Origin of the sequence: Pseudomonas machongensis (assembly GCF_034961125.1) — a bacterium.
Classification (GTDB): Bacteria; Pseudomonadota; Gammaproteobacteria; order Pseudomonadales; family Pseudomonadaceae; genus Aquipseudomonas; species Aquipseudomonas machongensis.
The window spans coordinates 106,978-132,038 of record NZ_JAYFUI010000190.1 but is presented as its reverse complement, the minus strand read 5'-3'; the positions used below and the strand labels follow the sequence as shown (position 1 = coordinate 132,038).

Annotated in this window: 22 protein-coding genes and 1 pseudogene; 13 read left to right on the top strand and 10 right to left on the bottom strand. The window is 63.8% G+C overall.

From position 1 onward, the window contains the following. Positions 1-157 precede the first annotated feature (157 nt). A complete protein-coding gene (locus VA602_RS22870; protein ID WP_323454431.1) occupies positions 158-1,363 on the top strand; it encodes an MFS transporter in 1,206 nt (401 codons plus the stop codon). Here VA602_RS22870 and VA602_RS22865 read toward each other — a convergent pair. Both VA602_RS22865 and VA602_RS22860 read right to left on the bottom strand, forming a co-directional pair. Further along, on the bottom strand, positions 1,326-3,833 hold the full coding sequence (locus VA602_RS22865) for an ABC transporter permease (RefSeq protein ID WP_323454523.1): 2,508 nt from the start codon (positions 3,831-3,833) through the stop codon (positions 1,326-1,328). The two genes, VA602_RS22870 and VA602_RS22865, sit on opposite strands and share 38 nt — an antisense overlap. Beyond that, positions 3,833-4,516, bottom strand: coding sequence for an ABC transporter ATP-binding protein (locus VA602_RS22860; protein ID WP_063544135.1), 684 nt, complete (start codon positions 4,514-4,516; stop codon positions 3,833-3,835). Before VA602_RS22860 ends, VA602_RS22865 begins: the two co-directional genes overlap by 1 nt. A gap of 10 nt (positions 4,517-4,526) precedes the next feature. Here VA602_RS22860 and VA602_RS22855 point away from each other — a divergent pair, with 10 nt between their 5' ends. The 3 genes from VA602_RS22855 to VA602_RS22845 all read left to right on the top strand — a co-directional run bounded on the left by VA602_RS22855 (position 4,527) and on the right by VA602_RS22845 (position 6,560). After that, positions 4,527-5,132 (top strand): arylesterase, encoded by a 606-nt coding sequence (locus VA602_RS22855; protein WP_054895439.1) that lies wholly within the window; start codon positions 4,527-4,529, stop codon positions 5,130-5,132. Between the two features lie 58 nt (positions 5,133-5,190). Further along, a complete protein-coding gene (locus tag VA602_RS22850) occupies positions 5,191-5,472 on the top strand; it encodes a hypothetical protein (protein WP_054895440.1) in 282 nt (93 codons plus the stop codon). 110 nt (positions 5,473-5,582) lie between these two features. After that, positions 5,583-6,560 carry a L,D-transpeptidase family protein gene (locus tag VA602_RS22845; RefSeq protein ID WP_054895441.1) on the top strand — a complete coding sequence of 326 codons (978 nt, stop codon included), beginning with the start codon at positions 5,583-5,585 and terminating at the stop codon, positions 6,558-6,560. 150 nt (positions 6,561-6,710) lie between these two features. Here VA602_RS22845 and oprI read toward each other — a convergent pair whose 3' ends face one another. Then, on the bottom strand, positions 6,711-6,962 hold the full coding sequence (oprI, locus tag VA602_RS22840) for an outer membrane lipoprotei OprI (RefSeq protein ID WP_003259780.1): 252 nt from the start codon (positions 6,960-6,962) through the stop codon (positions 6,711-6,713). Positions 6,963-7,464: 502 nt separating this feature from the next. Here oprI and VA602_RS22835 point away from each other — a divergent pair. Next, a complete protein-coding gene (locus VA602_RS22835) occupies positions 7,465-7,746 on the top strand; it encodes a GNAT family N-acetyltransferase (RefSeq protein WP_054895442.1) in 282 nt (93 codons plus the stop codon). Between the two features lie 58 nt (positions 7,747-7,804). On the opposite strand, the gene VA602_RS22830 is transcribed toward VA602_RS22835, so the two are convergent. Together VA602_RS22830 and VA602_RS22825 are read right to left on the bottom strand one after the other, a co-directional pair. After that, positions 7,805-8,881 carry a 3-deoxy-7-phosphoheptulonate synthase gene (locus VA602_RS22830; RefSeq protein ID WP_054895443.1) on the bottom strand — a complete coding sequence of 359 codons (1,077 nt, stop codon included), beginning with the start codon at positions 8,879-8,881 and terminating at the stop codon, positions 7,805-7,807. A 243-nt stretch (positions 8,882-9,124) separates the two neighbouring features. Continuing rightward, positions 9,125-9,535: pseudogene (locus VA602_RS22825) on the bottom strand (PilZ domain-containing protein); the annotation flags it as partial. Between the two features lie 117 nt (positions 9,536-9,652). Between VA602_RS22825 and VA602_RS22820 the strand changes: the two are divergent. The 3 genes from VA602_RS22820 to cysB all read left to right on the top strand — a co-directional run bounded on the left by VA602_RS22820 (position 9,653) and on the right by cysB (position 12,297). After that, on the top strand, positions 9,653-10,600 hold the full coding sequence (locus tag VA602_RS22820; RefSeq protein WP_323454430.1) for a putative 2-dehydropantoate 2-reductase: 948 nt from the start codon (positions 9,653-9,655) through the stop codon (positions 10,598-10,600). A 97-nt stretch (positions 10,601-10,697) separates the two neighbouring features. Then, positions 10,698-11,195 carry a universal stress protein gene (locus VA602_RS22815; protein ID WP_054895445.1) on the top strand — a complete coding sequence of 166 codons (498 nt, stop codon included), beginning with the start codon at positions 10,698-10,700 and terminating at the stop codon, positions 11,193-11,195. A 127-nt stretch (positions 11,196-11,322) separates the two neighbouring features. Then, positions 11,323-12,297, top strand: a complete 975-nt coding sequence (gene cysB, locus VA602_RS22810) for an HTH-type transcriptional regulator CysB (protein WP_054895446.1) — start codon at positions 11,323-11,325, stop codon at positions 12,295-12,297. Positions 12,298-12,390: 93 nt separating this feature from the next. On the opposite strand, the gene VA602_RS22805 is transcribed toward cysB, so the two are convergent. The 5 genes from VA602_RS22805 to rloA all read right to left on the bottom strand — a co-directional run bounded on the left by VA602_RS22805 (position 12,391) and on the right by rloA (position 17,753). Continuing rightward, positions 12,391-13,125, bottom strand: a complete 735-nt coding sequence (locus VA602_RS22805; RefSeq protein WP_054895447.1) for a phosphoadenylyl-sulfate reductase — start codon at positions 13,123-13,125, stop codon at positions 12,391-12,393. A gap of 117 nt (positions 13,126-13,242) precedes the next feature. Further along, positions 13,243-14,586, bottom strand: coding sequence for an aminodeoxychorismate synthase component I (gene pabB, locus VA602_RS22800; RefSeq protein WP_323454429.1), 1,344 nt, complete (start codon positions 14,584-14,586; stop codon positions 13,243-13,245). Between the two features lie 109 nt (positions 14,587-14,695). Then, positions 14,696-15,676, bottom strand: coding sequence for an alpha-L-glutamate ligase-like protein (locus VA602_RS22795; protein WP_063544141.1), 981 nt, complete (start codon positions 15,674-15,676; stop codon positions 14,696-14,698). Next, positions 15,676-17,211, bottom strand: coding sequence for an osmotic stress tolerance membrane protein RloB (gene rloB / locus VA602_RS22790; protein ID WP_054895450.1), 1,536 nt, complete (start codon positions 17,209-17,211; stop codon positions 15,676-15,678). Before rloB ends, VA602_RS22795 begins: the two co-directional genes overlap by 1 nt. 5 nt (positions 17,212-17,216) lie before the next feature. Beyond that, complete coding sequence (gene rloA / locus VA602_RS22785; protein WP_054895451.1) at positions 17,217-17,753, bottom strand: retropepsin-like aspartic peptidase RloA; 537 nt, start codon at positions 17,751-17,753, stop codon at positions 17,217-17,219. A 276-nt stretch (positions 17,754-18,029) separates the two neighbouring features. Between rloA and VA602_RS22780 the strand changes: the two genes are divergently transcribed. The 5 genes from VA602_RS22780 (at position 18,030) to prpF (ending at position 25,008) form a co-directional block, all read left to right on the top strand. Further along, entirely contained in the window at positions 18,030-18,746 is a 717-nt protein-coding gene (locus VA602_RS22780; RefSeq protein WP_054895452.1) for a GntR family transcriptional regulator, read from the top strand. Beyond that, entirely contained in the window at positions 18,743-19,633 is an 891-nt protein-coding gene (gene prpB, locus VA602_RS22775; protein WP_054895453.1) for a methylisocitrate lyase, read from the top strand. The genes VA602_RS22780 and prpB overlap by 4 nt, the downstream gene beginning before the upstream one ends. Before the next feature lie 158 nt (positions 19,634-19,791). Continuing rightward, positions 19,792-20,919 carry a bifunctional 2-methylcitrate synthase/citrate synthase gene (gene prpC / locus VA602_RS22770; RefSeq protein WP_323454428.1) on the top strand — a complete coding sequence of 376 codons (1,128 nt, stop codon included), beginning with the start codon at positions 19,792-19,794 and terminating at the stop codon, positions 20,917-20,919. A gap of 161 nt (positions 20,920-21,080) precedes the next feature. Continuing rightward, positions 21,081-23,669 carry a Fe/S-dependent 2-methylisocitrate dehydratase AcnD gene (acnD, locus tag VA602_RS22765; RefSeq protein ID WP_125931744.1) on the top strand — a complete coding sequence of 863 codons (2,589 nt, stop codon included), beginning with the start codon at positions 21,081-21,083 and terminating at the stop codon, positions 23,667-23,669. Positions 23,670-23,814: 145 nt separating this feature from the next. Next, on the top strand, positions 23,815-25,008 hold the full coding sequence (gene prpF / locus VA602_RS22760) for a 2-methylaconitate cis-trans isomerase PrpF (RefSeq protein ID WP_323454427.1): 1,194 nt from the start codon (positions 23,815-23,817) through the stop codon (positions 25,006-25,008). Positions 25,009-25,061 lie beyond the last annotated feature (53 nt).

Genomic DNA, 25,061 nt, shown 5'->3' with positions numbered 1-25,061 from the left:
TTATGCAGCGCCGCCCCTAACCTCAATCGCGTGACGCAGAGCCTTTGCGTCGTACCTGCAGGACCTCCTGACCTTCATTCAAGGAACATCGAATCATGCGTATTGCGGTGGGGCTGCGTTCGCCCGTCCGATTGTCTTTTGCCTTGCGGGTGCAGCCATGAACCGGCCCGGATTGTCAGTGGCCTTGCTGGCCGCAGTGGTAGTGCCGCAGGTCGGGCTGGGCATCATGGTGCCGGCCTCGGCGCAACTGGCCGAGCAGTTGCAGGTCGGCCTTGGCCAGGTGCAGAGCACACTGGTGATGTACATGGTCGGCTATGCGCTGTCGATGGTGCTGGCCGGGCTGCTGTGTGATCGTTACGGCCCGCGGGCAGTACAACTGGGCGGGCTGCTGCTGGCAGCGTGCGGTACCGGGCTTGCGGCCAGCGCCACGTCCTTCCTGCCCTTCATGATCGGCCGCCTGCTGCAAGCACTGGGCGGCTGCGTCGGCACGGTGACCACCCGCATGGTGGTGCGCGAGGTGTTCACCGAGCGCGAGCGCATGGGCATTCTCACCACGCTGGCTTCGGCCATCGCCATCACCCCGTGCCTGGCGCCGTTGCTGGGTGGCGCGTTGCTACCGCCGTTTGGCTGGCGCGGAATTCTGGGGCTGGTGGGAGTATTCAACCTGCTGGTACTGCTGGTGTTCTGGCGCCTGGTGCCGAGCCTGCCGGGGACAGGCCAGGGCGTTACTCCGGGCCTGGTGCTGCGGGTGTACGGACGCAACCTGGGCAACGCTGCGTTCGTTTTTCATGCAGCCTGCATTAGCCTGGTTTGGATGAGCTACTTCGGCTTCCTGTCTTCATCGTCCTACGCCTTCCAGGTTGTCCTGGGGTTCAGCGCATTCGAATACGGCGCGCTGATCGCCATCTGTGCACTGGGTTATGTCACCGGCAGCTTTCTGGCCCGGCGCCTGAGTCGCCAGCATGACCTGGCGCTGATCCTGGCGGTCGGGGCCGCTGTCGGTACTGTCGGCTGGGTTGGCCTGTGGTTGGCCGTTCACCTGGCAGGGCCGGTGGCGGGAGCGTTCGTGGCTCCGATGATGGCAATCCTGTTGAGCACTGGCATGGTGATTCCGGCGACCCAGGCAGGGCTGCTGCGTTGTGTGCAGCGGGATATCGGGCTGTCCACCGGTCAGTTCTTCTTCCTGCAGATGGTCAGCGGTGCGGCGTATGGCTTTCTTGCCAGCCACTGGCCGCATTTGGATGTGAGCCAGTTGGCATGGCTGGTGGGCGCGCCGATGGTGCTGCTCACCGTGCTCACAGGCACGGCGAGCATGCGCCGTCGGCTCAGGTCTCGCGCAGAACGCTCAGTGGCGTTGCATTGAGTGCCCGCCGGGTGCCGAACACACCGGCCCCGCCGACCAGGACCGCGCCCAGCACGGGCAGTACCAGCAGCCACGGATGCGGCGCCCAGTGCAGGTCGAAGGCGAAGCGGTACAGGGCCCAGGTGATCAGTTCGCAGCCCAGGGCAGCGAGCAGGCCGCTGGCGGCGCCAAGCAGGCCGAACTCGATGCGCCGGGCCTTGACCAGTAGCGCGCGGCCGGCGCCCAGGGCGCGCAGTAGCGCGCCTTGGCGGATACGCTCGTCCAGGGTTGCCTGCAGGCCGGCGAACAACACCGCAAGGCCCGCCGCGAGCACGAACAGCAGTACGTACTCCACCGCCAAGGTGACCTGGGCGAGGATGCTGCGCAGTTGCCCAAGCAGCGCATCGACCTGGAGGATGGTCACCGCCGGAAACGCCCGCGACAGGGCGACCACGTCGGTATCGTGCCCGGATGCGAGGTAGAAGCTGGTCAGGTAGGTGGCGGGCAGGCCTTGCAAGGTGCCGGGCTGGAAAATCATGTAGAAGTTCGGCTGGAAGCTGTCCCAGTGCACCGTACGCAGGCTGCTGACCCGTGCCTGGCGGTGCTCGCCGCCGATGTCGAAGGTCAGCAGGTCACCCAGTTTGAGCTTGAGGCTTGCGGCCAGCTCGGCTTCTACCGATACCGCGGGTGGCCCGTCGGTCGCCGGGGGCGTCTGCCACCAATCGCCTTCGCTCAAGGCATTGCCCTGGGGCAGTTCGGCGGCCCAGGTCAGGCTCAGGTCGCGCTGCACGGCACGATCGCCGGTAGATTCCTTGCTCACCAGCTGCTGTACCGGCTGATCGTTGATATGGGTGAGGCGGCCGGGGATCACCGGGTACAGCGGCGCCGAGGTGGCATTGACCTCGCGCAGGCGCTGGGCAAAGGGTTCGCGCTCGTCTGGCAGGATGTTCAGCGCGAAGTGGTTGGGGGCATCCTTGGGTAGTTGCGCCTGCCAGTTGTCCAGCAGCTCGGCGCGCAGTAGCGCGACCAGGGCCATGGCCAGCAGGATCAAGCCGAAGGCCAACGCCTGGCCGGCGGCAGCCAGCGGATGGCGCAACAACTGACCCAGCCCCAGGCGCCAGGGCAGCGGCGAGCCGACCAGCAACCGGCGTAGGCTGCGCAGGCCCAGCAGTAGCAGGCCACCAAGCAGCAGCGCGGCGATCAGGCCGCCGCCGAGCAGGGCGAAGGTCAGCAGCAGGTCCAGGCTCAGGCGCCACATGATCAGGCCAAGGGCGAACAATGCGGCGCCATAGACCAGCCAACTGCTGGGCGGCACCGGCAGCAGGTCACGGCGCAGTACGCGCAAGGGCGGTACCCGGCCCAGTGCGGCGAGCGGAGGCAGGGCGAAGCCGGCCAGCGCCACCAGGCCGGTGCCGATGCCCGCCAGTGCCGGGGCGATGCCGCCCGGCGGAACGGTACTGGGCAGCAGTCCCTGCAGGAGGGCGAACAGCCCCAGTTGCGCGAGCCAGCCAAGCAGGGCGCCGGCGAGCGCCGCCACCAGCCCCAGCATCGCCAGTTGCAGCGAGTACAGGCCCAGCGCCTGGTGTCGTGACAGCCCCAGGCAGCGCAGCAGGGCGCTGGCGTCCAGGCGGCGGGCGGCATAGCGACTGGCCGACAGCGCCACGGCCACACCGGCCAGCAGCACCGCGACCAGGCTGGCCATGTTCAGGTAGCGTTCGGCGCGACCCAGGGCGCCGCCGATCTGGCGGTTGCCGTCACGGGTGTCGAGCAGCCGCTGGTTGGCGGCAAGATCCTTCTCCACCGCCTGGCGATATTGCACCAGGGTGTCCGGCTCGCCGCGCCACAGGTCGCGATAGGTGACACGGCTTCCTGGCTGGATCACACCGGTGGCGTCCAGGTCAGCGATGTTCATCAGCACGCGTGGTGTGAGGCTGTAGAAGTTGCCGGCGCGATCCGGTTCGTAGGTCAGCACGCGGGTCATGCGCAGGGTCTTCATGCCGACGTCGATGCTGTCGCCCAGCGTCAGCCCCAGTGCCGCCAACAGGCGCGCCTCGACCCAGGCTTCGCCGGCCGCCGGCCCGCCGCCGGGCGTCTCGCTGCCATAGGGCGTTGCGGCGCTGCGCAGTTGGCCACGCAGTGGATAGGCCGGGTCGATGGCCTTGATGCTCGACAACTGGATACCGGCATCGGCGGCCACCACGCTGGTGAACTCCACCACGCGGGCGTGGGTCAGGCCACGCGAAGTACCGGCATCGATCTGCGCCGGCTGGGCGGCGGACGACCCTTGCAGCACAAGGTCAGCAGCGAGGAATTCGCTGGCACGCAATTGCATGGCACCGTTGAGGCGGGCGCCGAAGTAACCAATGGCGGTGCTGGCGGCGACGGCCACCAGGAGCGCGAAGAACAGTACTCGCACTTCACTGGCGCGGGCGTCACGCAGCAGTTGGCGCAGGGCCAGGGCGCACAGGCGCATGAACGGCAGGCGGGTCATCATGGCTCCAGGGGCGCCACCAGGCGTCCGGCGTCCAGGCGGATCAGGCGACGGCAGCGCTTGGCCAGCCGCTCGTCATGGGTCACCAGCACCAAGGTGGTGCCGCGTTCCTTGTTGAGCTCGAACAGCAGGTCGCTGATGCGCTCGCCGGTATGGCTGTCGAGATTGCCGGTGGGCTCGTCGGCGAACAGTACTGCCGGGTGCGCCGCGAACGCACGGGCAATCGCCACCCGTTGCTGCTCGCCGCCGGACAACTGGCGTGGGGTGTGGCTCAGACGCTGGCCCAGGCCGACCCGTTCGAGCAGGGTGCGGGCCTGCTCGCGGGCGTCGCGGCGACCGTCCAGCTCCAGGGGCAGCATGACGTTTTCCAGGGCATTGAGGCTGTCGAGCAACTGAAACGACTGGAACACGAAACCGACGTGTTCGGCACGCACCCGTGCGCGCTGGTCTTCGTCCAGGGGGCCAAGGTCGTGGCCGGCGAGCACGACACTGCCATCACTGGGGCGGTCAAGGCCTGCGAGCAGGCCGAGCAGGGTCGACTTGCCCGAGCCGGATGCACCGACGATGGCCAGGCTGTCGCCCTGGTCGAGGTCGAGAGAAAGCGGGTGGAGGATGGTGAGGTCGCCTTCCGCGCTGGGGACCACTTTGCTAAGGTTCTGCGCAACGAGAATGCTGGGGCCCATGGAGAATCCGATGCGAATGTGGTGGTTGAGTGCCGGTCTGGCCCTGTGTTGCCTGGCCCAGGGCGCGGCGGCGGGAACGTTGCTGGTTGTCGGCGATAGTATCAGTGCCGGTTTTGGCCTGGATACCCGCCAGGGATGGGTCGCGCTCCTGGAGCAACGCCTGAAGGACGAGGGTTTCACCGACCGTGTGGTCAATGCCTCGATCAGTGGCGACACCAGCGCAGGTGGCCAGGCGCGGCTGCCGGCGCTGCTTGCAGCGCACAAGCCTGATCTGGTGGTGCTGGAGTTGGGCGGGAACGATGGGCTGCGTGGGCAACCGCCACAACAATTGCAACAAAATCTTGCCTCGATGATCGATCGCTCCCGTGAGGCCGGCGCCAAAGTGGTGTTGCTCGGCATGCGCTTGCCACCGAATTATGGCGTGCGCTACACCACCGCGTTCGCCCAGGTCTATGAGCAGTTGGCGAAGGAAAAGAAAGTGGCCTTGGTGCCGTTCTTTCTGGAGGGCATAGGTGGGGTGGCGGAGATGATGCAGGCCGACGGCATCCATCCGGCCCAGGGCGCCCAGCAGCGCTTGCTCGATAATGCCTGGCCGACGATAAAACCCTTGCTCTGACGCTTTTATCGGGGGCCGCTTTCGGCTAATGTTGCGCCCCCCGTTTCGAGTGCCCCCGATGCCACGCCCCGCCTGGTCCCTGTATGCCTACCAATTGATCGAGCCCGACGAGCAGCTCGACCTGTTCGCTTGCCAGGAAGTCCGTGTCCATCTCGCCGCCCGCCAGCTCGAACTGGGCGCTCCGGTCGACCGCACTTTGTGTGGCGGGCTGCTGCCGGCGCAGCCGCGCTGGTCGTCGGTCGAGCGCGCGGTCTATCGCGACGAACGCCTGTGCCCGCTATGCCGGGCCATTCTCGATGCCCAGCGGCGGGGTACGCGTCCGGTGTGGCCGGAGCTCTGAGCTCACCTTTCATCATTTGTAACCCTTGCAACGCCTGCCGATGCCTCCCGCTTGAATCCGGGCGGGTGTACAATCGAATGTCTTGAACCCTCTTTCGAAGGATTTACCGGATGTTGCCGCGCTTTCCCGCCGTCACCCGTTGCCTGTCCCTGGCCGCCTTGCTGCTGACCGGCCCTGCCGTCGCGCTGGAGCTGCCATTGCCACCGCCCGGCGAAGACGTCGTCGGCCAGGTCCGGACGATCAAGGCCAAGTACGAAGACACCTTCGCCGACATCGGCACCGCCAACGACCTGGGTTACCTGGAGATGATCGCCGCGAACCCGGGCGTCGATCCCTGGTTGCCTGGCGCCGGTACCGAAATCATCCTGCCGACCCGTTACGTCCTGCCACCTGGGCCACGCGAGGGCATCGTCATCAACCTGGCCGAGTACCGCCTGTACTACTATCCGAAAGGCGAGAACGTGGTGCACACCTTCCCGTTGGGGATCGGTCGTGAAGGCTGGGGTTCGCCGATCGCGATCACCAAGATCACCGCCAAGACACCAAACCCGACCTGGACGCCGCCGGCCTCGATTCGCGCCGAACATGCCGCTGACGGCGATATCCTGCCTGCCGTCGTGCCGGCTGGCCCGGATAACCCGCTGGGTCCGTTCAAGTTCACCCTGGGCCTGCCGGGCTACCTGATCCACGGCTCGAACAAGAAGTTCGGCATCGGCATGCGCACCAGCCATGGCTGCTTCCGCATGCTCAACAACAATGTTGTGGCACTCTCCAAGATGGTGCCGGTGGGCACCCCGGTGCGGATCATCAACGAGCCTTACAAGTTCGGTGTGAGTGGTGGCAAAGTCTATCTCGAAGCTCACACGCCGTTGGACGACCACGGCAATCCGTCGGTGGTCGACAAACATACGGCCGTCATCAATGCGCTGCTCAAGCGTGAAGACCTGGCCAACAACCTGCGCATGAACTGGGACATGGTTCGTGACGTGGTGGCCGCCGAGGATGGCATGCCGGTCGAAATCGCCGTCCCGGTGAATGGCCAGGGTGCCGCACCGATGGTGTCGAGCATCCCGCCAGAGCTACAGTAAGCCCTTGCCTGCGTGAACCGAAAGGCCTGCCATCGTGCAGGCCTTTTTGTTTTTCGGGTGACGGCAGTCGGCGTGGAGAAGGGGCGTTCTTCGGGCAATAAAAAAGCCGACCCACAAGTGGGCCGGCTCCATAACAATCCGTGAGGATTATTACTTGCGGCTGGCTTTGTCCAGCATACGCAGAGCGCGCTCGTTGGCTTCGTCAGCGGTCTGCTGAGCCTTCTGAGCGGCTGCCAGAGCGTCGTCAGCCTTACGGTAGGCTTCGTCAGCACGGGCTTGAGCGCGAGCTGCTGCGTCTTCAGTCGCAGTCAGACGAGCTTCGGTTTCTTTGGATACGCTGCTGCAACCGGTAGCCAGAACTGCGGCCAGAGCCAGAGCAGAGAATTTCAGAACGTTGTTCATCGTGTTCCCCTTCAAGGACTTTCTATTAAATAGCCATCTCTCGGAAAAGAGAAACTGGCCGGCGTACATAGTACCCATTACTTGTAGTAAGTAAACTGACAGAGCGCAAGAACTGCAAAAAAAATGTTGCCAGGGGCCGCGTGTGACGGGGTTTGTAAAGAAAGTGTGAAGGCCATGCAAATCGGACGCAAGCGGTTGTACCAAGGAAACTTTTTGTTGAACTAAGGGTGACTTTCACGGTCCTCAAACGTCTTAACCCGTAGAACATCCGGCAGGCTGTTTGGTGTCGACCGGCGCCGGCGGCCCAACCCGCTTTCATGGAATTTTTAGCCATGTGCACCTTGAGCAATCCCGCGTTGCACGCCTACTATTTGGGTGTCCCGGGCGTCGAACGATTGCTGATGGACCACGGTCCAAGGGGCATGAGTGGCGTTGAGGTTCCTCCGCCGGATAAACCATCGGTCAAGGCAAAGGTCTGCCAAAAGACCTGCGAGGAGTAGTGATGAGTGAAGCGCTGACCATCCACCATGACCAGGCTGGTCATCAGTTCGAGACCAATGTGGACGGTCATCGTGCCTACCTGACGTACATGGACCTGGGCAAGCAGACGCTGGATATCTATCGCACCTTCGTTCCCAACGCCCTGCGCGGTCGCGGTATCGCCGCGGCCCTGACCGAAAAGGCTCTGGAGTACGCAGAGCAGATGGGCTACACCGTCATTCCATCATGCTCTTATGTCGAGCGTTACATGGAGCGCCAGCAGCGCCATTCGACCAAGGCCTGAATCGACACCGCCCCAACAAAAACGCCGGGCATCTGCCCGGCGTTTTCGTTGGTGCGTATCAGCCGCGCTGGCGCTTGGGCAGCACGTCCTTGAGCTTGGCGTGCATGCTGCGCAGGCTCTTCTCGGTGGCGGCCCAGTCGATGCAGGCGTCGGTCACCGAAACACCGTATTGCAGGTCTTCCAGGTTTTTCGGGATGGCCTGGCAGCCCCAGTTCAGGTGGCTTTCGACCATCAGGCCGATGATCGACTGGTTGCCTTCCAGAATCTGGTTGGCGACGTTCTCCATCACCAGCGGTTGCAGGGCCGGATCCTTGTTGGAGTTGGCGTGGCTGCAGTCGACCATGATGTTGGCCTTGATCTTGGCCTTGGCCAGATCCTGTTCGCACAGGGCAACGCTGACCGAATCGTAGTTGGGTTTGCCGTTGCCGCCACGCAGCACCACGTGGCCGTAGGCGTTGCCTTTGGTGGTGACGATCGACACGCCGCCTTCCTGGTTGATGCCCAGGAAGCGGTGGGGCTTGGACACCGACTGCAGGGCATTGATCGCCACGGTCAGGCCGCCGTCGGTGCCGTTCTTGAAGCCGACCGCCGAAGACAGGCCCGAGGCCATTTCACGGTGGGTTTGCGATTCGGTGGTACGGGCACCGATGGCCGACCAGCTGATCAGGTCCTGCAGGTATTGCGGGGAGATCGGGTCGAGGGCTTCGGTCGCGGTCGGCAGACCCTTCTCGGCCAGGTCCAGCAGCAATTGGCGACCAATGTGCAGGCCGTCCTGGATCTTGAACGAGTCATCCAGGTACGGATCGTTGATCAAGCCTTTCCAGCCGACGGTGGTACGAGGCTTCTCGAAATACACACGCATGACCAGGTAGAGGGTATCGGAGACTTCTTCGGCCAGTACCTTGAGGCGATCGGCGTACTCGTGGGCGGCCTTGATGTCGTGGATCGAGCAGGGGCCGATCACGACGAACAGGCGATGGTCCTTGCCGTCGAGGATGTTGCGCACCACTTCACGGCCGGCAGTCACGGTCTGCAGGGCCTTGGCGCTGAGGGGAATCTCTTTCTTCAGCTGATCGGGGGTGATCAGGGTCTCGTTGGAGGCAACGTTGAGGTCATCGATCGGTAAATCAGCCATCGTGTTACTCGTCAGGTCACGGGTGCCGGCCGCCAGCAAACCCCGTGCGGCCCAGCAGCAGATTGTTCGCAGCGGGGAGCCGAACCTTAGCGCGTTACATCGGGCGCGACAATGGGCAGGGGGCCGTCAGCGCTGAAAAGGTGCCCTGGCCGTGCGCGAGCTGCCTTGCAGGCCGATCGCGATACAAGGATCGCGCAGGGGGCTCGCCGAGGGGGGCGACATCAGGGAGTGTTCGCCCAGCAGCGCTGCTTCGGAAAATTCTGCGCCATGCTGGGCGATCCACTGCTGCGCCAGCACCTGCGCCTGTTCGCCGTGCAGGTCATGTTGCTGGTGCACTTGGCAATAATGATGAATATGGCAAACCTGCTCACCCATGCGCGCGCCGAACAGGGCCTGGTCGTCGGTGAAGGCGATGCCCACGCGGTAGCCTGCATCCAGCTGCTGGCACCAGGCAACATAACCGGCATAGCGCGCTTGTGCGCCCAATGACGGAATGACCACTTCCACCGCAGTGCCGCGACGGTAGGCACGCGGGTGGTTGCAAGCGATGCCGCCAAGCCCCAGGGTATGCAGGTGCCGACGGAACAGGCTGGGAGACGGGCGAAGATTCAGCTCGAGCGGAATCCCGTCAGGGTGAGGCAGAAATCCACACATCGTCGACTCCGTGTCGATTATTTGACCTTCATCGCCTGAGTATAGTGAAGGATCGCAAACCGGCTGATTCGCTGAAAAAAATCGGACAGATAGTCATCGCTTCGACAGGAGAGCGGTATGGATCCTCGTAACAAACGCATCGGCATCATCGGTAGCGGTGCCATCGGTGGCTTCTATGGGCTGATGCTGGCGCGTGCCGGTTTTGACGTGCACTTTCTGCTGCGCAGCGAATATGGCGTGGTGCATGAGCACGGGCTCACGCTGCGCAGCGCTGTGCACGGGGAGTTGCAGATGGACGTCCAGGCTTATGCCTCGGCCAGCGACATGCCGCCGTGCGACTGGTTGCTGATCGGCACCAAGGCCACCAGCAACGCCGAATTGGCGCCGCTGATCGTCCAGGCGGCTGCGCCCGGTGCCAGGGTGGTGTTGCTGCAGAATGGCCTGGGCGTCGAGGAGCAGTTGCGTGGCGCGTTGCGCGATGACATGCACCTGCTCGGGGGGCTGTGCTTTATCTGTGTGAACCGCGAAGCGCCTGGGGTGATCCGCCACCAGGCGCTTGGCGCGGTCAACCTGGGTTACCACAGCGGTCCCAGCGATGACCGCGGCGCAGCCATCGTCGCCGAGGGCGCCGAATTGTTCCGCGCGGCGGGCGTCGACTCGCAGCCAATGGACAACCTCGCTCAAGCGCGCTGGCAGAAGCTGGTGTGGAATGTGCCGTACAACGGCCTGTCAGTGTTGCTGCAGGCCAGCACGACGCCTCTGATGACTGATCCCGACAGCCGCGCGCTGGTTCGCGGGCTGATGGCCGAAGTGGTCGAGGGCGCACGGGCCTGCGGGCATATCCTGCCGGAGGGCTATGCCGAGCACCTGTTCCGGGTCACCGAGCAGATGCCTGACTACTGGCCGAGCATGTACCACGATCACGCTCAGCAGCGGCCGCTGGAGTTGCAGGTGATCTACGGCGAGCCCCTGGCCCGTGCTCGCGAGGCCGGTTGCCACTTGCCGAAGATGGAGGCGCTGTACCAGGCGCTGGCGTTCATCGATCGGCGCAACTGCGCGAGCTGAAGCCTATGGCTGGCCGCTGCGCCGGACGGCGAAGCGGCTCTCCACGGCACTGCTAAGCTGTAGCTTGCTCTGCCCCCGCGGCAGTGGAGGAGGCCGAATGATCCGTTCCATGCTGTACGCCACCGATCTCGGCGTGTATGCGCCCTTCGTCATGCAACACGCCCTGGCCTTGGCGCGGACCTTCAACGCAGAGTTGTACGTGATCCACGCCGTCGAACCCATGGGCCAGTTCGCCGAGTCGTTGCTGCAAAGCTATCTCGATGAGCAGACCCTCGACCGCCTGCACTCGCAGGGGGTCAATACGGTGATGGCCAACATCGAGCAGCAGGTGCTGGAAAATTTTCGTGAGGAATTGGGCGAGGCGGCCGATCTGGCGGTGATCAAGGCCGTGCGAGTGCGCCAGGGCGATCCGGCGCAAGTGATTCTGGAGCAGGCCCAGCGCCTGGCGGTCGACCTGTTGATCTTCGGCAGTCATGCCGAGGGCGCGGGTGTCGATGTACCGATTGGTCGCACAGCGGTGCGGCTGCTGCAGCTGTCCCCGGTGCCGGTGTACATGGTGCCGTTGGCACAGCATTTGGGGCGTAGGAAAGTCTGATGCTGGCGGTAGGTCTTTTCCTTGGGGTGTAACAAAATAGTTCTAGATTTATTTCTCTTACCACTAATATAGTTATAAATCGTTGCTGCCAGCAGCCGGTGACCTACCGCTGATTCGAGGGGAATCTATGAAGCTTCAACAACTGCGCTATATCTGGGAAGTAGCGCACCACGACCTCAACGTCTCCGCGACTGCGCAGAGCCTGTACACGTCTCAGCCCGGGATCAGCAAGCAGATCCGTCTCCTCGAGGACGAACTGGGCGTAGAAGTCTTCGCCCGCAGCGGCAAGCACCTGACCCGCGTCACCCCGGCGGGCGAGCGCATCATCACCACCGCTGGCGAGATCCTGCGCAAGGTCGAAAGCATCAAGCAGATCGCCCAGGAGTTCTCCAACGAGAAGAAGGGCACGCTGTCCATCGCGACCACTCACACCCAGGCCCGCTATGCCCTGCCTCCGGTGATCAGCAACTTCATCAAGCAGTACCCCGAAGTATCCCTGCACATGCACCAGGGCTCGCCGATGCAGATCGCCGAGATGGCCGCTGACGGCACTGTCGATTTCGCCATCGCTACCGAGGCGCTGGAGCTGTTCGGCGATCTGATCATGATGCCGTGCTACAAATGGAATCGTTGCGTGGTGGTGCCCCAGGGGCATCCGCTGACCAAGCTGCCGAAGCTGACCCTCGAAGCGGTGGCCGAGTACCCGATCGTCACCTATGTGTTCGGTTTCACGGGCCGCTCCAAGCTCGACGAAGCGTTCAACCATCGCGGCCTGACGCCGAAGGTGGTGTTCACCGCCGCAGACGCCGACGTGATCAAGACGTACGTGCGCCTCGGTCTGGGCGTGGGTATCGTCGCGAAGATGGCGGTCGATCCGAAGCTCGACAGCGACCTGGTGTGCCTGGATGCGAGCGAGCTGTTCGAAGCCAGCATCACCAAGATCGGCTTCCGCCGTGGCACCTTCCTGCGTGGCTTCATGTGCGATTTCATTGAAAAGTTCGCACCGCACCTGACCCGCGAAGTGATGGCCAAGGCCATCCAGTGCCACAACAAGCAGGAGCTCGAAGAGCTGTTTGAAGGGGTTGAGTTACCCGTGCACTGAATTGGCATGAAGCAGGGGCCGCGTTGCGGCCCCGTCGCGGGTCGAGCTCGCGTCTACAGGTCTTGTGTAGGCGCGAGCTTGCCCCGTTTGTTTTCAGGCCTTGCTGATCAGGTTGCCCGCGTGCAAGCCGCATTCCTTCTGCGTCGACTCCTCCCACCACCAGCGCCCCTCGCGCTCGTGCTGGTTCGGCAGCACCGGGCGCGTGCAAGGTTCGCAGCCGATGCTGATGAAGCCGCGCTCATGCAGGCTGTTGTAAGGCAGCTCGAGCATGCGGATATAACCCCAGACTTCCGCGCTGCTCATCTGTGCCAGAGGGTTGAACTTGTACAGGGTGCGTTCGGGCGTCGAGAACGCCGAATCGATCTCCAGTGCTGCAACCTGGCTGCGGGTGCCAGGGCTCTGATCGCGGCGCTGGCCGGTTGCCCAGGCGCTGACGGTGGCCAGCTTGCGACGCAGCGGCTCGATCTTGCGGATGCCACAGCATTCGCCATGGCCATCCTTGTAGAAGCTGAACAGGCCCTTTTCCTTGACGAATGGGTCGAGCTTGGCGCGATCCGGACTGAGGATCTCGATCGGCAGGTTGTACTGCTCGCGAACCTGGTCGATGAAGCGGTAGGTTTCCGGGTGCAGGCGACCGGTGTCGAGACTGAACACCTTGACTTGCTTGTTCAGCTTCCAGGCCATGTCGACCAGCACCACGTCCTCGGCACCGCTGAAGGAGATCCACAGGTCGTCGCCGAAGTGTTCGAAGGCGAGCTTGAGAATGTCCTGCGGGGACTTGCTGGCATAGGTCGCGGCCAGGGCGGCGACGTCGAAGGGTTGGCTCATCAGGCGGTTTCCATCGTGTGTATGGCGCTGTGCGCTCGTAATGGGTCGATGGTAACAAAAAATGGCGGGGTAGACGGGCTCGAATAGGTGACGCCCGCTTCGCGGGCGAATCATCGGCTATAGCTCCTGCAAGCTCTCCATCAACACCCGCACCTTGGCGATCGACTCCTCGTACTCGGCCTCCCACGCCGAATCAGCCACCACCGCGCCACCGCCCCAGCAACTGACCTGACCCTCCTTGACCAGCAGGCTGCGGATGGCGATCGAGCTGTCCATCTCGCCGCGCACGTCGAGGTATAGCAGCGAGCCGCAGTACAGGGCCCGGCGTGTCGGCTCAAGTTCATCGATGATCTGCATGGCACGGATCTTCGGAGCCCCGGTGATCGAGCCGCCGGGAAAACTGCCGGCGATCAGGTCCAGTGCATCCTTGTCGGCGGCCAGGCGCCCGGTGACGCTGCTGACCAGGTGGTGGACGTTGGGGTAGCTCTCGAGGCTGAACAGCTCCGGCACCTTCACCGAGCCGATCTCGCAGGTACGGCCGATGTCGTTGCGCAACAGGTCAACGATCATCAGGTTCTCCGAGCGGTCCTTGGTGCTGGCTTGCAGCTCGCGGGCGTTGCGCAGGTCTTGCTCCGGGTCTGTCGAGCGTGGTCGGGTGCCCTTGATCGGGCGGGTCTCGACGTCGCCCTGGCTGACGCGGATGAAGCGCTCCGGCGAAAAGCTCAGCAGCGCGCTGTCGGGGCTCAGTTGCTGGAAGCCCGAGAACGGCGTCGGGCAGGCGCTGCGCAGCGCCTGGTAGGCGTGCCACGGATCGCCCTGGCAGGGGGCGCGAAAGCGCTGCGTGAGGTTGATCTGGTAGCAGTCGCCGGCGTGGATATAGCGTTGTACCTGATCGAAGGCTGCGTGGTACTGCTCGGCACGAAGGTCGCCCTGCATTGGAGACAGCAGCTTGAAGGTTCCGCTGAGTGGCGCGTCATCCTCCTCGAACAGGCGGATCAGGCGCTGGCGTTCGCTGTCGGCCAAGGCGGGATGGAACACCAATTGGCTGGTGCGCAGTTGGTGGTCGGTGATGGCGGCCCAGGCGTACAGGCCCAGTTGCGCATCGGGCAGGCCGAGGTCGTCTGTCGCCTGCTGCGGTAGATGCTCCAGGCGCCTGCCGAAGTCATAGCTCAGGTAGCCGATCAGTCCGCCGGCGAACGGCAGTTCGCTATCGTCGGGCAGTGTAGCCTCGCCGAGTCCTGCCAGGGCCTGGCGCAGCCGCTGCAGATAGTGTTCACCGCTTTCGCCGTCCTGCGCTTGCAGTTGTTGCAGTGGCCAGGCACTGAACAGGTCGAAGCGCCCGCGCTCGGCGACCGGGCGGGCGCTGTCGAGCAGGATGGCGCCGGGGGCCAGGCGCAAGCGGCTGAAGTAGTGCGCAGGGTCGGGCTGGTAGGGCAGGGGGTGCAGCGTACAGGTCGGCATCGGAATGGACGGCGATGAAAATCAAGGACGGGGATTGTAGGCCGCTGTAGGAAAAGTGCCTAGCACCAGTTGGAGCAGGCCGCCCCAACAGGGGCGGCCTGTGCTGGCATCACTGCTGGACGACGTGCCCGAACAGCCCCTGAGCCACTCGCACCCGGGTCTCGGCATCTTCGCTGATGCCGTCCTTGGCCAGCGCCTCGATATGCGCCTCGATGGCGTGGGTACGCTGGGTCAGGCCGCAGTCATTGGCGATCTGGATGTTAAGGCCGGGGCGGGCGTTGAGCTCAAGGATCAGCGGGCCTTTGTCCTGGTCCAGCACCATGTCCACGCCGATGTAGCCCAGCCCGCACAGCTCGTAGCAGCTGGCAGCCAGCTTCATGAAACCGTCCCAGTTCGGCAACTGCACGCCATCCACCGCGTTGGTGGTGTCCGGGTGTTTGCTGATGATCCGGTTCAGCCAGGTGCCGCGCAGGGTGACGCCGGTGGCGAGGTCCACGCCGACCCCGATCGCGCCCTGGTGCAGGTTGGCCTTGCCGCCGGACTGGCGGGTCGGCAGGCGCAGCATGGCCATCACCGGGTAGCCCATCAGTACGATGATGCGGATGTCGGGTACACCTTCGTAGCTGATGCTCTTGAAGATCTGGTCCGGGGTGACGCGGTACTCGATCAGGGCGCGGTCGCGGTGCCCACCCAGCGAATACAGCCCGGTGAGGATGCTCGAGATCTGGTGCTCGATTTCCTCATGGCTGATGATCTTGCCCGAGACCGTGCGGTAACGGTCCTCGAAGCGGTCGGCGACCACCAGGATGCCATCGCCGCCAGCGCCTTGCGCCGGCTTGATGACGAAGTCGCTGCGCCCGCCGATGATCTCGTCGAGCTTCTCGATCTCTTTTTCGGTTTCGATGATGCCGTACATCTCCGGCACATGGATGCCGGCCGCCAGTGCGCGCTCCTTGGTGATGATCTTGTCGTCGACGATCGGGTACAGGTGGCGCTTGTTGTACTTCAGGACATAGTCCGCGTTGCGCCGGTTGATACCCATGATGCCCCGGGCCTCCAGGGCTTTCCACGTCTTGATCAGTCCGAACATCAGGCGTCAGCCTTCTTCAGGAATGCCTTGAAGCGAACGAGCTCGGTCAGGCGGTAGCCGCGGTAGCGACCCATCGCCAGCATGAAGCCCACCAGGATCAGCAGCACGGCCGGGAAGGTGAAGACGAAGTACACGGCTTCCGGCACGGTCATCAGCAGGTGCGCCAAGGAGGCTGCGAACAGGGTGCCGACGGCGACTTTCATTGCATGGCCGCCGCCACGTTCTTCCCAGGTGATCGACAGGCGCTCGATGGTCATGGTCAGGATCACCATCGGGAACAGTGCCACCGACAGCCCGCGCTCCAGGCCCAGCTTGTGGCTGAACAGGCTGATTGCGGCGATCAGCACCACGACGAAGGTCAGCACCACCGACAGGCGCGGCAGCATCTGCAGCTTCAGGTGTTCAAGATAGGAGCGCAGCGAAAGGCCCAGGGCGGTGATCACCGTGAACAGCACGATGCCGAAGCCTAGCTGCGTTTCGCGGAAGGCCAGGGCAATCAGCACCGGGGTGAAGGTGCCGAGGGTCTGAATGCCGATCAGGTTGCGCAGCACGAGGATGACCAACACGCCGATCGGGATCATCACCATGATCATGAAGGTCTGCTGGGTTTGCAGCGGCAGGCCGTACAGGGAGTACTCGAGGAAGTCGGCGTCGGTGTTCTCGTCGGTCAGCTTGGCCAGGCGGATGGCGTTCATCTCGCTGTTGTTCATGCTGAAGGTGACGGTGGCCTTCTTGCCGCCATCGACGGTGATCAGGTTTTCATCGCCGGTCCACCACAGCAGGCGGTCATTGGGCAGGCCCTGCTCGCCGGTTTCCGGGTTGAAGTACAGCCAGGCGTTGCCGTTGAAACTGCGCAGCCACAGTTCAGGGCTTTGCGGGGTGTCGGCAACCAGGCGGATGGTGTGGACCTTTTCCATCGGCACGTGGGCGATCGACAGCAGCAGGTCGATGACCTGGGCTTTCTTCATGGGGGAGTTGTCGCCGGCCAGCAGCAGCTTGGCGTTGTCATCGTTGGGGTTGTTGACGCGCTTGATGGTCTCGCTGACGAAGGTCTCGACGTCGGCAGAGTGCTGGCGGATCGGTGCCATCAGCGCTTCGGCGGCAATTTTCTCGGGGCCTTCGACCGCCAGGCTGTCACGGAAGGTCGGGCCCTTGATCTTGGCTTTTTCGGTGCTGTAGCGCTTGGTCAGGACCAGGCGGTAGTAGAGGGTCTGATTGCCACTGGCGCGGCGAGCCGACCAGGTGACCTTGCGATTGCCGTCGGTGCGATTGACGCTGACGCCGTAGTTGTTGGAGATGAAGCTCTCGTTGAGGCTCACGTAGTCGCGGTTCAGCGGCGGCACGAACATCTGGATCTTCACCGGGTCCTTGGGACTGGCAACGAACTCGACCTTGGCGTCGATGTTCCACAGGTCGTCGGTCTCGTCTTCGGTTACCGGGATGCCCAGGATGAAGATCTGGTAGCAGGTGACCGTCACGCCCAGCAGCACCAGGATGGTGATCAGGACTTTCAGGTGCAGGGTAAGAGAGCGCATCGGAATTACTCTACTTTGGGAGCTTCGGTGGCACAGGCAGGTTTGCCGGCCGCGTATTTGAGGCTGGGGTCGACCAGCGCGTCGAAGTGCTTGAGTGCCTCGGAGCCGATCAGCAGCGGGAACTGGAAGGCGCTGCGGTCGGTGAGGTTGACTTCGATGGTGCGCAGGGCCTGGCCCATGCAGATGTTCAGTTCGATCACCGGGCGGGCGGTGTAGGCCTTGCCTTCGTCCGGATTGTAGTCACCGGCGCGCCGCTTGATCTTGCTCACGCGGGCCAGTGGGCGTTCGATGGGGTGCTTGTGGGCGGCGTCGATGGCCAGGTAGAAACGCACCCAGCTTTCGCCGTCGCGCTTGAAGCGCTTGATGTCGCGCGCGCTGAGCGACGCGGTCTTGGCGCCGGTGTCGAGCTTGGCGGCCACTTCAAGGTCAAGATCGCCCAGGCGGGCGTACTCGTTCAGGCCGTACACGGTCTTTTCGGCCGCATGGCCAAGCGCCGGCAGCAAGGCGAGGCTGAACAACAGTGAATAAAACGTGGGTCTCATAGTCCTGGCGCGGTGCTGTCTGTGTTCGGGGCAGGGCGCAAGCGCCTCGTTCATCTGTCAACAGCATGAAATGATGACAGGCACACTATCCGTAATCCTTGGGAAGCGCGGCATTCTATCACGCCGACGTCTTGACGCCAGCGCGCTGCGATCTGACCGCGGCAGCGTGGGGTAAGTTCGTTATTAGACAATTGTCGACAATGTTGTTTTTGTCTTTGACTGCGCACCTTTATTTGGCTAGTTTTGGCGCTATCAACTTACAAGGTGTCGACAATCATGCTGGAAGCCCCTCAGGCCCTCGCACCGGTTGCAGATGATTCCGAAACGCTTTCAGAGAATGTCTTTCGGCGCATCCAGGCGGCCATCGTGAAGGGGGATATCGCCCCGGGCAGCAAGATTTCCGAGCCGGAGCTGGCCCGCACCTACGGCATCAGTCGCGGTCCGTTGCGCGAGGCCATTCATCGACTGGAGGGCCAGCGCCTGCTGGTGCGTGTGCCGCATGTCGGTGCACGGGTGGTATCGCTCAACCACGCCGAGCTGATCGAGCTGTACGAAATCCGCGAATCGCTCGAAGGCATGGCCTGCAGGCTCGCCGCTGAACGCATGAGCGTGGCCCAGATCGACGAACTGCGCCAAGTGCTCGATACCCACGAGCGCGATGCGGCATTCCAGGCCGGGCTTGGCTACTACCAACAGGAAGGCGATTTCGACTTCCACTATCGGATCATCCAGGGCAGCGGCAACCAGACCCTGGTCAAGATGCTGTGCGGCGAGCTGTACCAGCTGGTGCGCATGTACCGCATCCAGTTCTCGGCCACCCCCAACCGTCCGCGCCAGGCTTTCGCCGAACACCACCGCATACTCGATGCCATCGCCGACCGTGACGGCGAGCTGGCCGAACTCCTGATGCGCCGCCATATCGGTGCGTCCAAGCGCAATATCGAGCGTCACTACCAGGACGCCCACAACAACAGCCCACGAGGTGAGTCATGACTGTGAAGAGCACCCCCGGTCAGCGTTTTCGCGACGCCGTAGCCGCCGAGCATCCGCTGCAGGTAGTCGGAGCCATCAACGCCAACCATGCGCTGCTGGCCAAGCGCGCCGGGTTCAAGGCCATCTACCTGTCCGGTGGCGGGGTCGCTGCCGGCTCCCTGGGGCTGCCGGACCTGGGCATCAGCGGGCTGGACGACGTGCTGACCGATGTTCGCCGGATCACCGATGTATGCGACTTGCCGCTGCTGGTGGATGTCGACACCGGCTTTGGTGCCTCGGCGTTCAACGTCGCCCGCACGGTGCGCTCGATGTGCAAGTTCGGCGCCGCGGCCATTCACATCGAGGACCAGGTCGGCGCCAAGCGCTGTGGTCATCGGCCGAACAAGGAGATCGTCTCGCAGCAGGAGATGGTCGACCGGATCAAGGCAGCGGTGGATGCGCGCACTGACGACAGCTTCGTGATCATGGCACGTACCGACGCCCTGGCGGTGGAAGGCTTGAATGCGGCATTGGACCGTGCCGAGGCGTGCATCGAGGCCGGCGCCGACATGATCTTCCCCGAAGCCATCACCGAGCTGCAGATGTACAAGACCTTCGCCGACCGGGTGAAGGCGCCGATCCTGGCCAATATCACCGAGTTCGGTGCCACGCCGCTGTACACCACCGACGAGCTGGCGTCGGTCGATGTGTCGCTGGTGCTGTACCCACTGTCGGCGTTCCGCGCCATGAACAAGGCTGCCGAGAACGTCTACGCCGCCCTGCGCCGCGACGGCACGCAGAAGAATGTGATCGACACCATGCAGACCCGCATGGAGCTCTACGATGCCATTGGTTATCACGCGTTCGAGCAGAGCCTCGATGCGCTGTTTGCGCAGAAGAAAGGGTAAGCCATGCCGGCGGTATCGGCCCCATCGCGGGGCAAGCCCGCTCCCACAGGGGTCAGGCACTCCTCTGTGGGAGCGGGCTTGTCCCGCGATGGGGCCGGTGCGATCGCTGCAGATTAGCCAGAAAGACTTCATAACAAATTCAAGAAAGGAGAAACACCATGGCCGAAGCAAAAGTACTCAGTGGTGCCGGCCTGCGTGGCCAGGTGGCCGGGCAGACCGCGCTGTCGACCGTGGGCCAGGTCGGTGCCGGCCTGACCTATCGTGGCTACGACGTGCGCGACCTGGCCGCTGGCGCCGAGTTCGAGGAAGTCGCCTACCTGCTGCTCTATGGTGAGCTGCCGAGCAAGGCCGAGCTGGATGACTACAAGCACAAGCTCAAGGGCCTGCGCGACCTGCCGCAAGCGCTCAAGGAAGTGCTCGAGCGCATCCCGCGCGACGCCCATCCGATGGACGTGATGCGCACAGGCTGCTCGGTGCTCGGAACCCTGGAGCCGGAGCTGACCTTCGAGGCCCAGCGCGACAAGACCGATCGCCTGCTGGCACTGTTCCCGGCGGTGATGTGCTACTGGTACCGCTTCACCCACCACGGCGTGCGCATCGACTGCAGCAGCGACGAGGACACCCTCGGTGGCCACTTCCTGCACCTGCTGCACGGCAAGAAGCCGAGCGAGCTGTACGTGAAGGTGATGAACGTCTCGCTGATCCTTTACGCCGAGCACGAATTCAACGCCTCGACCTTCACTGCACGGGTCTGTGCCTCGACCCTGTCGGACCTGTACTCCTGCGTCACGGCCGCCATCGGCTCGCTGCGCGGGCCGTTGCACGGTGGTGCCAACGAGGCGGCGATGGAGCTGATCGAGCGCTTCCAGAGTCCGCAGGAGGCGACCGCCGAACTGCTGCGCATGCTCGAGCGCAAGGACAAGATCATGGGCTTCGGCCACGCCATCTACAAAGAGTCCGACCCGCGCAACGAGGTGATCAAGGGCTGGTCGAAGCAGTTGGCCGACGAGGTGGGCGACACGGTGCTGTACCCGGTATCCGAGGCCATCGACAAGACGATGTGGGAGCAGAAGCGCTTGTTCCCCAACGCCGATTTCTACCATGCCTCGGCGTACCATTTCATGGGCATCCCGACCAAGCTGTTCACCCCGATCTTCGTCTGCTCGCGCCTGACCGGCTGGGCGGCGCACGTGTTCGAGCAGCGCGCCAACAACCGCATCATTCGTCCGAGCGCCGAGTACACCGGCGTCGAGCAGCGCCAGTTCGTGCCGATCGACAAGCGCTGAGTAGATATAGAGAGGCAACCCGTTTCCCTGTGGGAGCGGGCTTGCCCGCGAATGCGTCCGTTCGGGCAACCGCTGCGCACCTGCTGACGCATTCGCGGGCAAGCCCGCTCCCACAGGGGCGGTGAAACCTTCCGAATCCTGTGAACGAGCCTGATTCCATGATGAACACCGCATACCGCAAGAACCTGCCAGGCACCGCCCTGGACTACTTCGACACCCGCGCGGCGGTCGAGGCGATCAAGCCCGGCGCCTACGACGGCCTTCCCTATACCTCCCGCGTGCTCGCCGAAAACCTGGTACGCCGCTGCGATCCGGCCACCCTCGACGCCTCGCTCGGACAATTGATCGAGCGCAAGCGCGACCTCGACTTCCCTTGGTTCCCGGCGCGCGTGGTGTGCCACGACATTCTCGGCCAGACCGCCCTGGTCGACCTGGCGGGCCTACGCGATGCCATCGCCGACAAGGGTGGCGATCCAGCGCAGGTCAATCCAGTGGTGCCGGTGCAATTGATCGTCGACCACTCGCTGGCCGTGGAGTGCGGCGGTTTCGATCCGCAAGCATTCGAGAAGAACCGCGCCATCGAAGACCGTCGCAACGAAGACCGTTTCCACTTCATCAACTGGACCAAGCAGGCGTTCAAGAACGTCGACGTGATCCAGCCGGGCAACGGCATCATGCACCAGATCAACCTGGAGAAGATGTCGCCAGTGATCCACAGCGATCACGGCGTGGCCTACCCGGATACTTGCGTCGGCACCGACAGTCACACACCGCATGTGGACGCCCTGGGCGTGATCGCCATCGGCGTGGGTGGCCTTGAGGCCGAGAACGTCATGCTCGGTCGCGCCTCGTGGATGCGCCTGCCGGAAATCGTCGGCGTCGAGCTGACCGGTCGACTGGCACCGAACATCACCGCTACCGACCTGGTACTGGCTCTGACCGAGTTCCTGCGCAAGCAGAAAGTGGTTGGTGCCTACCTCGAATTCCATGGTGAGGGTGCCCGGGCGCTGACCCTGGGCGACCGTGCCACCATTTCCAACATGGCACCTGAATACGGCGCCACTGCGGCGATGTTCGCCATCGACCAGCAGACCATCGACTACCTGCGCCTGACCGGTCGTGACGACCAGCAGGTGCAACTGGTCGAGACCTACGCCAAGGTCGCCGGCCTGTGGGCCGACAGCCTGGCCAAGGCCGAATACGAGCGCACGCTGACCTTCGACCTGTCGAGTGTGGTGCGCAACATGGCCGGCCCGTCCAACCCGCACGCCCGCGTGGCCACCAGCGACCTGGCGGCAAAGGGCATTGCCGGGGCTTGGGAAGAAGTGCCGGGGCAGATGCCCGATGGTGCGGTAATCATCGCCGCCATCACCAGTTGCACCAACACCAGCAACCCGCGCAATGTCATCGCCGCCGGCCTGCTGGCGCGCAATGCCAACCGGCTCGGCCTGGTGCGCAAACCCTGGGTCAAGTCCTCGCTGGCGCCGGGCTCCAAGGCGGTACAGCTGTATCTGAAAGAGGCCGGCCTGGAACAGGAGCTCGAGCAGTTGGGCTTCGGTATCGTCGCCTTCGCCTGCACCACCTGCAACGGCATGTCCGGCGCACTGGACCCGGTGATCCAGCAGGAGATCATTGACCGTGATCTCTATGCCACGGCAGTGCTCTCGGGTAACCGCAACTTCGACGGGCGTATCCATCCCTACGCTAAGCAGGCATTCCTGGCGTCGCCGCCGCTGGTGGTGGCCTACGCCATCGCCGGCACCATCCGCTTCGATATCGAGAAGGATGTGCTGGGCGTGGTCGACGGCAAGGAAATCCGCCTGAAGGATATCTGGCCGAGCGATGAAGAGATCGACGCGGTGGTACGTGCTTCGGTCAAGCCCGAGCAGTTCCGCCAGGTGTACATCCCGATGTTCACCATCGAGGAAGACAAGGGGCCGAAGGTTGCGCCGTTGTACGAATGGCGCCCGATGAGCACCTATATTCGGCGTCCCCCTTACTGGGAAGGCGCCCTGGCCGGTGAGCGCACCCTGCGCGGCATGCGTCCGCTGGCGGTGCTGCCCGACAACATCACCACCGACCACCTGTCGCCGTCGAACGCCATCATGCTCGACAGCGCGGCGGGCGAGTACCTGGCGAAGATGGGCCTGCCGGAGGAGGACTTCAACTCCTACGCCACCCACCGCGGCGACCACCTCACCGCGCAGCGCGCAACCTTCGCCAACCCCAAGCTGTTCAACGAGATGGTGCGCAAGGAAGACGGCAGCGTGAAGCAGGGCTCGCTCGCGCGTATCGAGCCGGAGGGCAAGGTGACGCGCATGTGGGAGGCGATCGAGACCTACATGGCGCGCAAGCAGCCGCTGATCATTGTCGCCGGTGCCGACTACGGGCAGGGCTCGTCGCGGGACTGGGCGGCCAAGGGCGTGCGTCTGGCGGGCGTCGAGGCGATCGTCGCCGAAGGCTTCGAGCGCATCCACCGCACCAACCTGATCGGCATGGGTGTGTTGCCGCTGGAGTTTCAGCCGGGAACAACGCGCGTGACCCTGGGCCTGGACGGCAGCGAGACCTACGATGTGGTCGGTGCGCGCACGCCGCGCGCAACCCTGACGCTGGTGGTGACCCGCCGCGATGGCGAGCGTGTCGAAGTGCCGGTGACCTGCCGTCTGGACACCGCTGAAGAAGTGTCGATCTACGAGGCGGGCGGGGTGCTGCAGCGCTTTGCCCAGGACTTCCTCGAAGCGACGGCCTAATGACCTGAACCCCCGCCTTTACCCTGTAGGAGCGGGCTAGTCCCGCGATTGCGTCAGCAGGAGCAATAACGCTGTCTGTTCTGACGCCATCGCGGGGCAAGCCCGCTCCCACGGGGGCGTGTGGGGCCTTGAAGGATGAGTGCTCATGGCATCTATAGCGCAAGTGAAAATCCCCGCCACCTACATCCGTGGTGGCACCAGCAAGGGCGTGTTCTTTCGCCTGCAAGACCTTCCCGAGCGCGCCCAGGTGCCAGGCCCTGCGCGCGATGCCTTGCTGTTGCGGGTGATCGGCAGTCCCGACCCCTACGCCAAGCAGATCGACGGCATGGGCGGTGCGACCTCCAGCACCAGCAAGACCGTGATTCTTTCGCCAAGCAGCAAGGCCGATCACGATGTCGACTACCTGTTCGGCCAGGTCGCCATCGACAAGGCGTTCGTCGACTGGAGTGGCAACTGCGGCAACCTCTCGGCGGCCGTAGGTTCGTTCGCCATCGCCAGTGGCCTGGTGGACCCGGCACGCATCCCGCGCAACGGCATGGCGACCGTGCGCATCTGGCAGGCCAATATCGGCAAGACCATCATTGCTCATGTACCGATCACCGAGGGTGAGGTGCAGGAAACCGGCGACTTCGAGCTCGATGGCGTGACCTTCCCGGCGGCCGAAGTGCAACTGGAGTTCCTCGACCCTGCAGCCGATGAAGACGGCGAGGGCGGCGGGGCGATGTTCCCAACCGGCAACCTGGTTGACGACCTCGAGGTGCCAGGTGTCGGCACGTTCAAGGCGACCCTGATCAATGCGGGTATCCCGACCATCTTCGTCAATGCCGCCGACATCGGTTACACCGGAACCGAGCTTCAGGATGCGATCAATGGCGATGCCGCCGCGCTGGCGCGTTTCGAGACCATCCGTGCCCATGGCGCGGTACGTATGGGCCTGATCGAACACATCGACCAGGCCGCCGGCCGCCAGCACACGCCGAAGGTCGCTTTCGTCGCGCCTGCTACGTCGTATACCGCTTCCAGCGGCAAGGCTGTGGCGGCGAGCGATATCGATCTGGTGGTGCGGGCGCTATCCATGGGCAAGTTGCATCACGCGATGATGGGGACGGCGGCGGTGGCCATTGGCACGGCGGCGGCGATTCCCGGCACTCTGGTGAACCTGGCGGCCGGTGGAGGAGAGCGTAGCGCTGTGCGTTTCGGTCACCCGTCCGGGACGTTGCGGGTGGGCGCCGAGGCGCGGAAGGCGGAGGGTGAGTGGACGGTGACCAAGGCCATCATGAGCCGCAGTGCGCGGGTGTTGATGGAAGGGTGGGTGAGGGTGCCTGGCGACGCCTTTTAACTCTGGGTTCAGCGATAGGGCTTCAACTCACTCCACAATCGCCCCAGCCACGA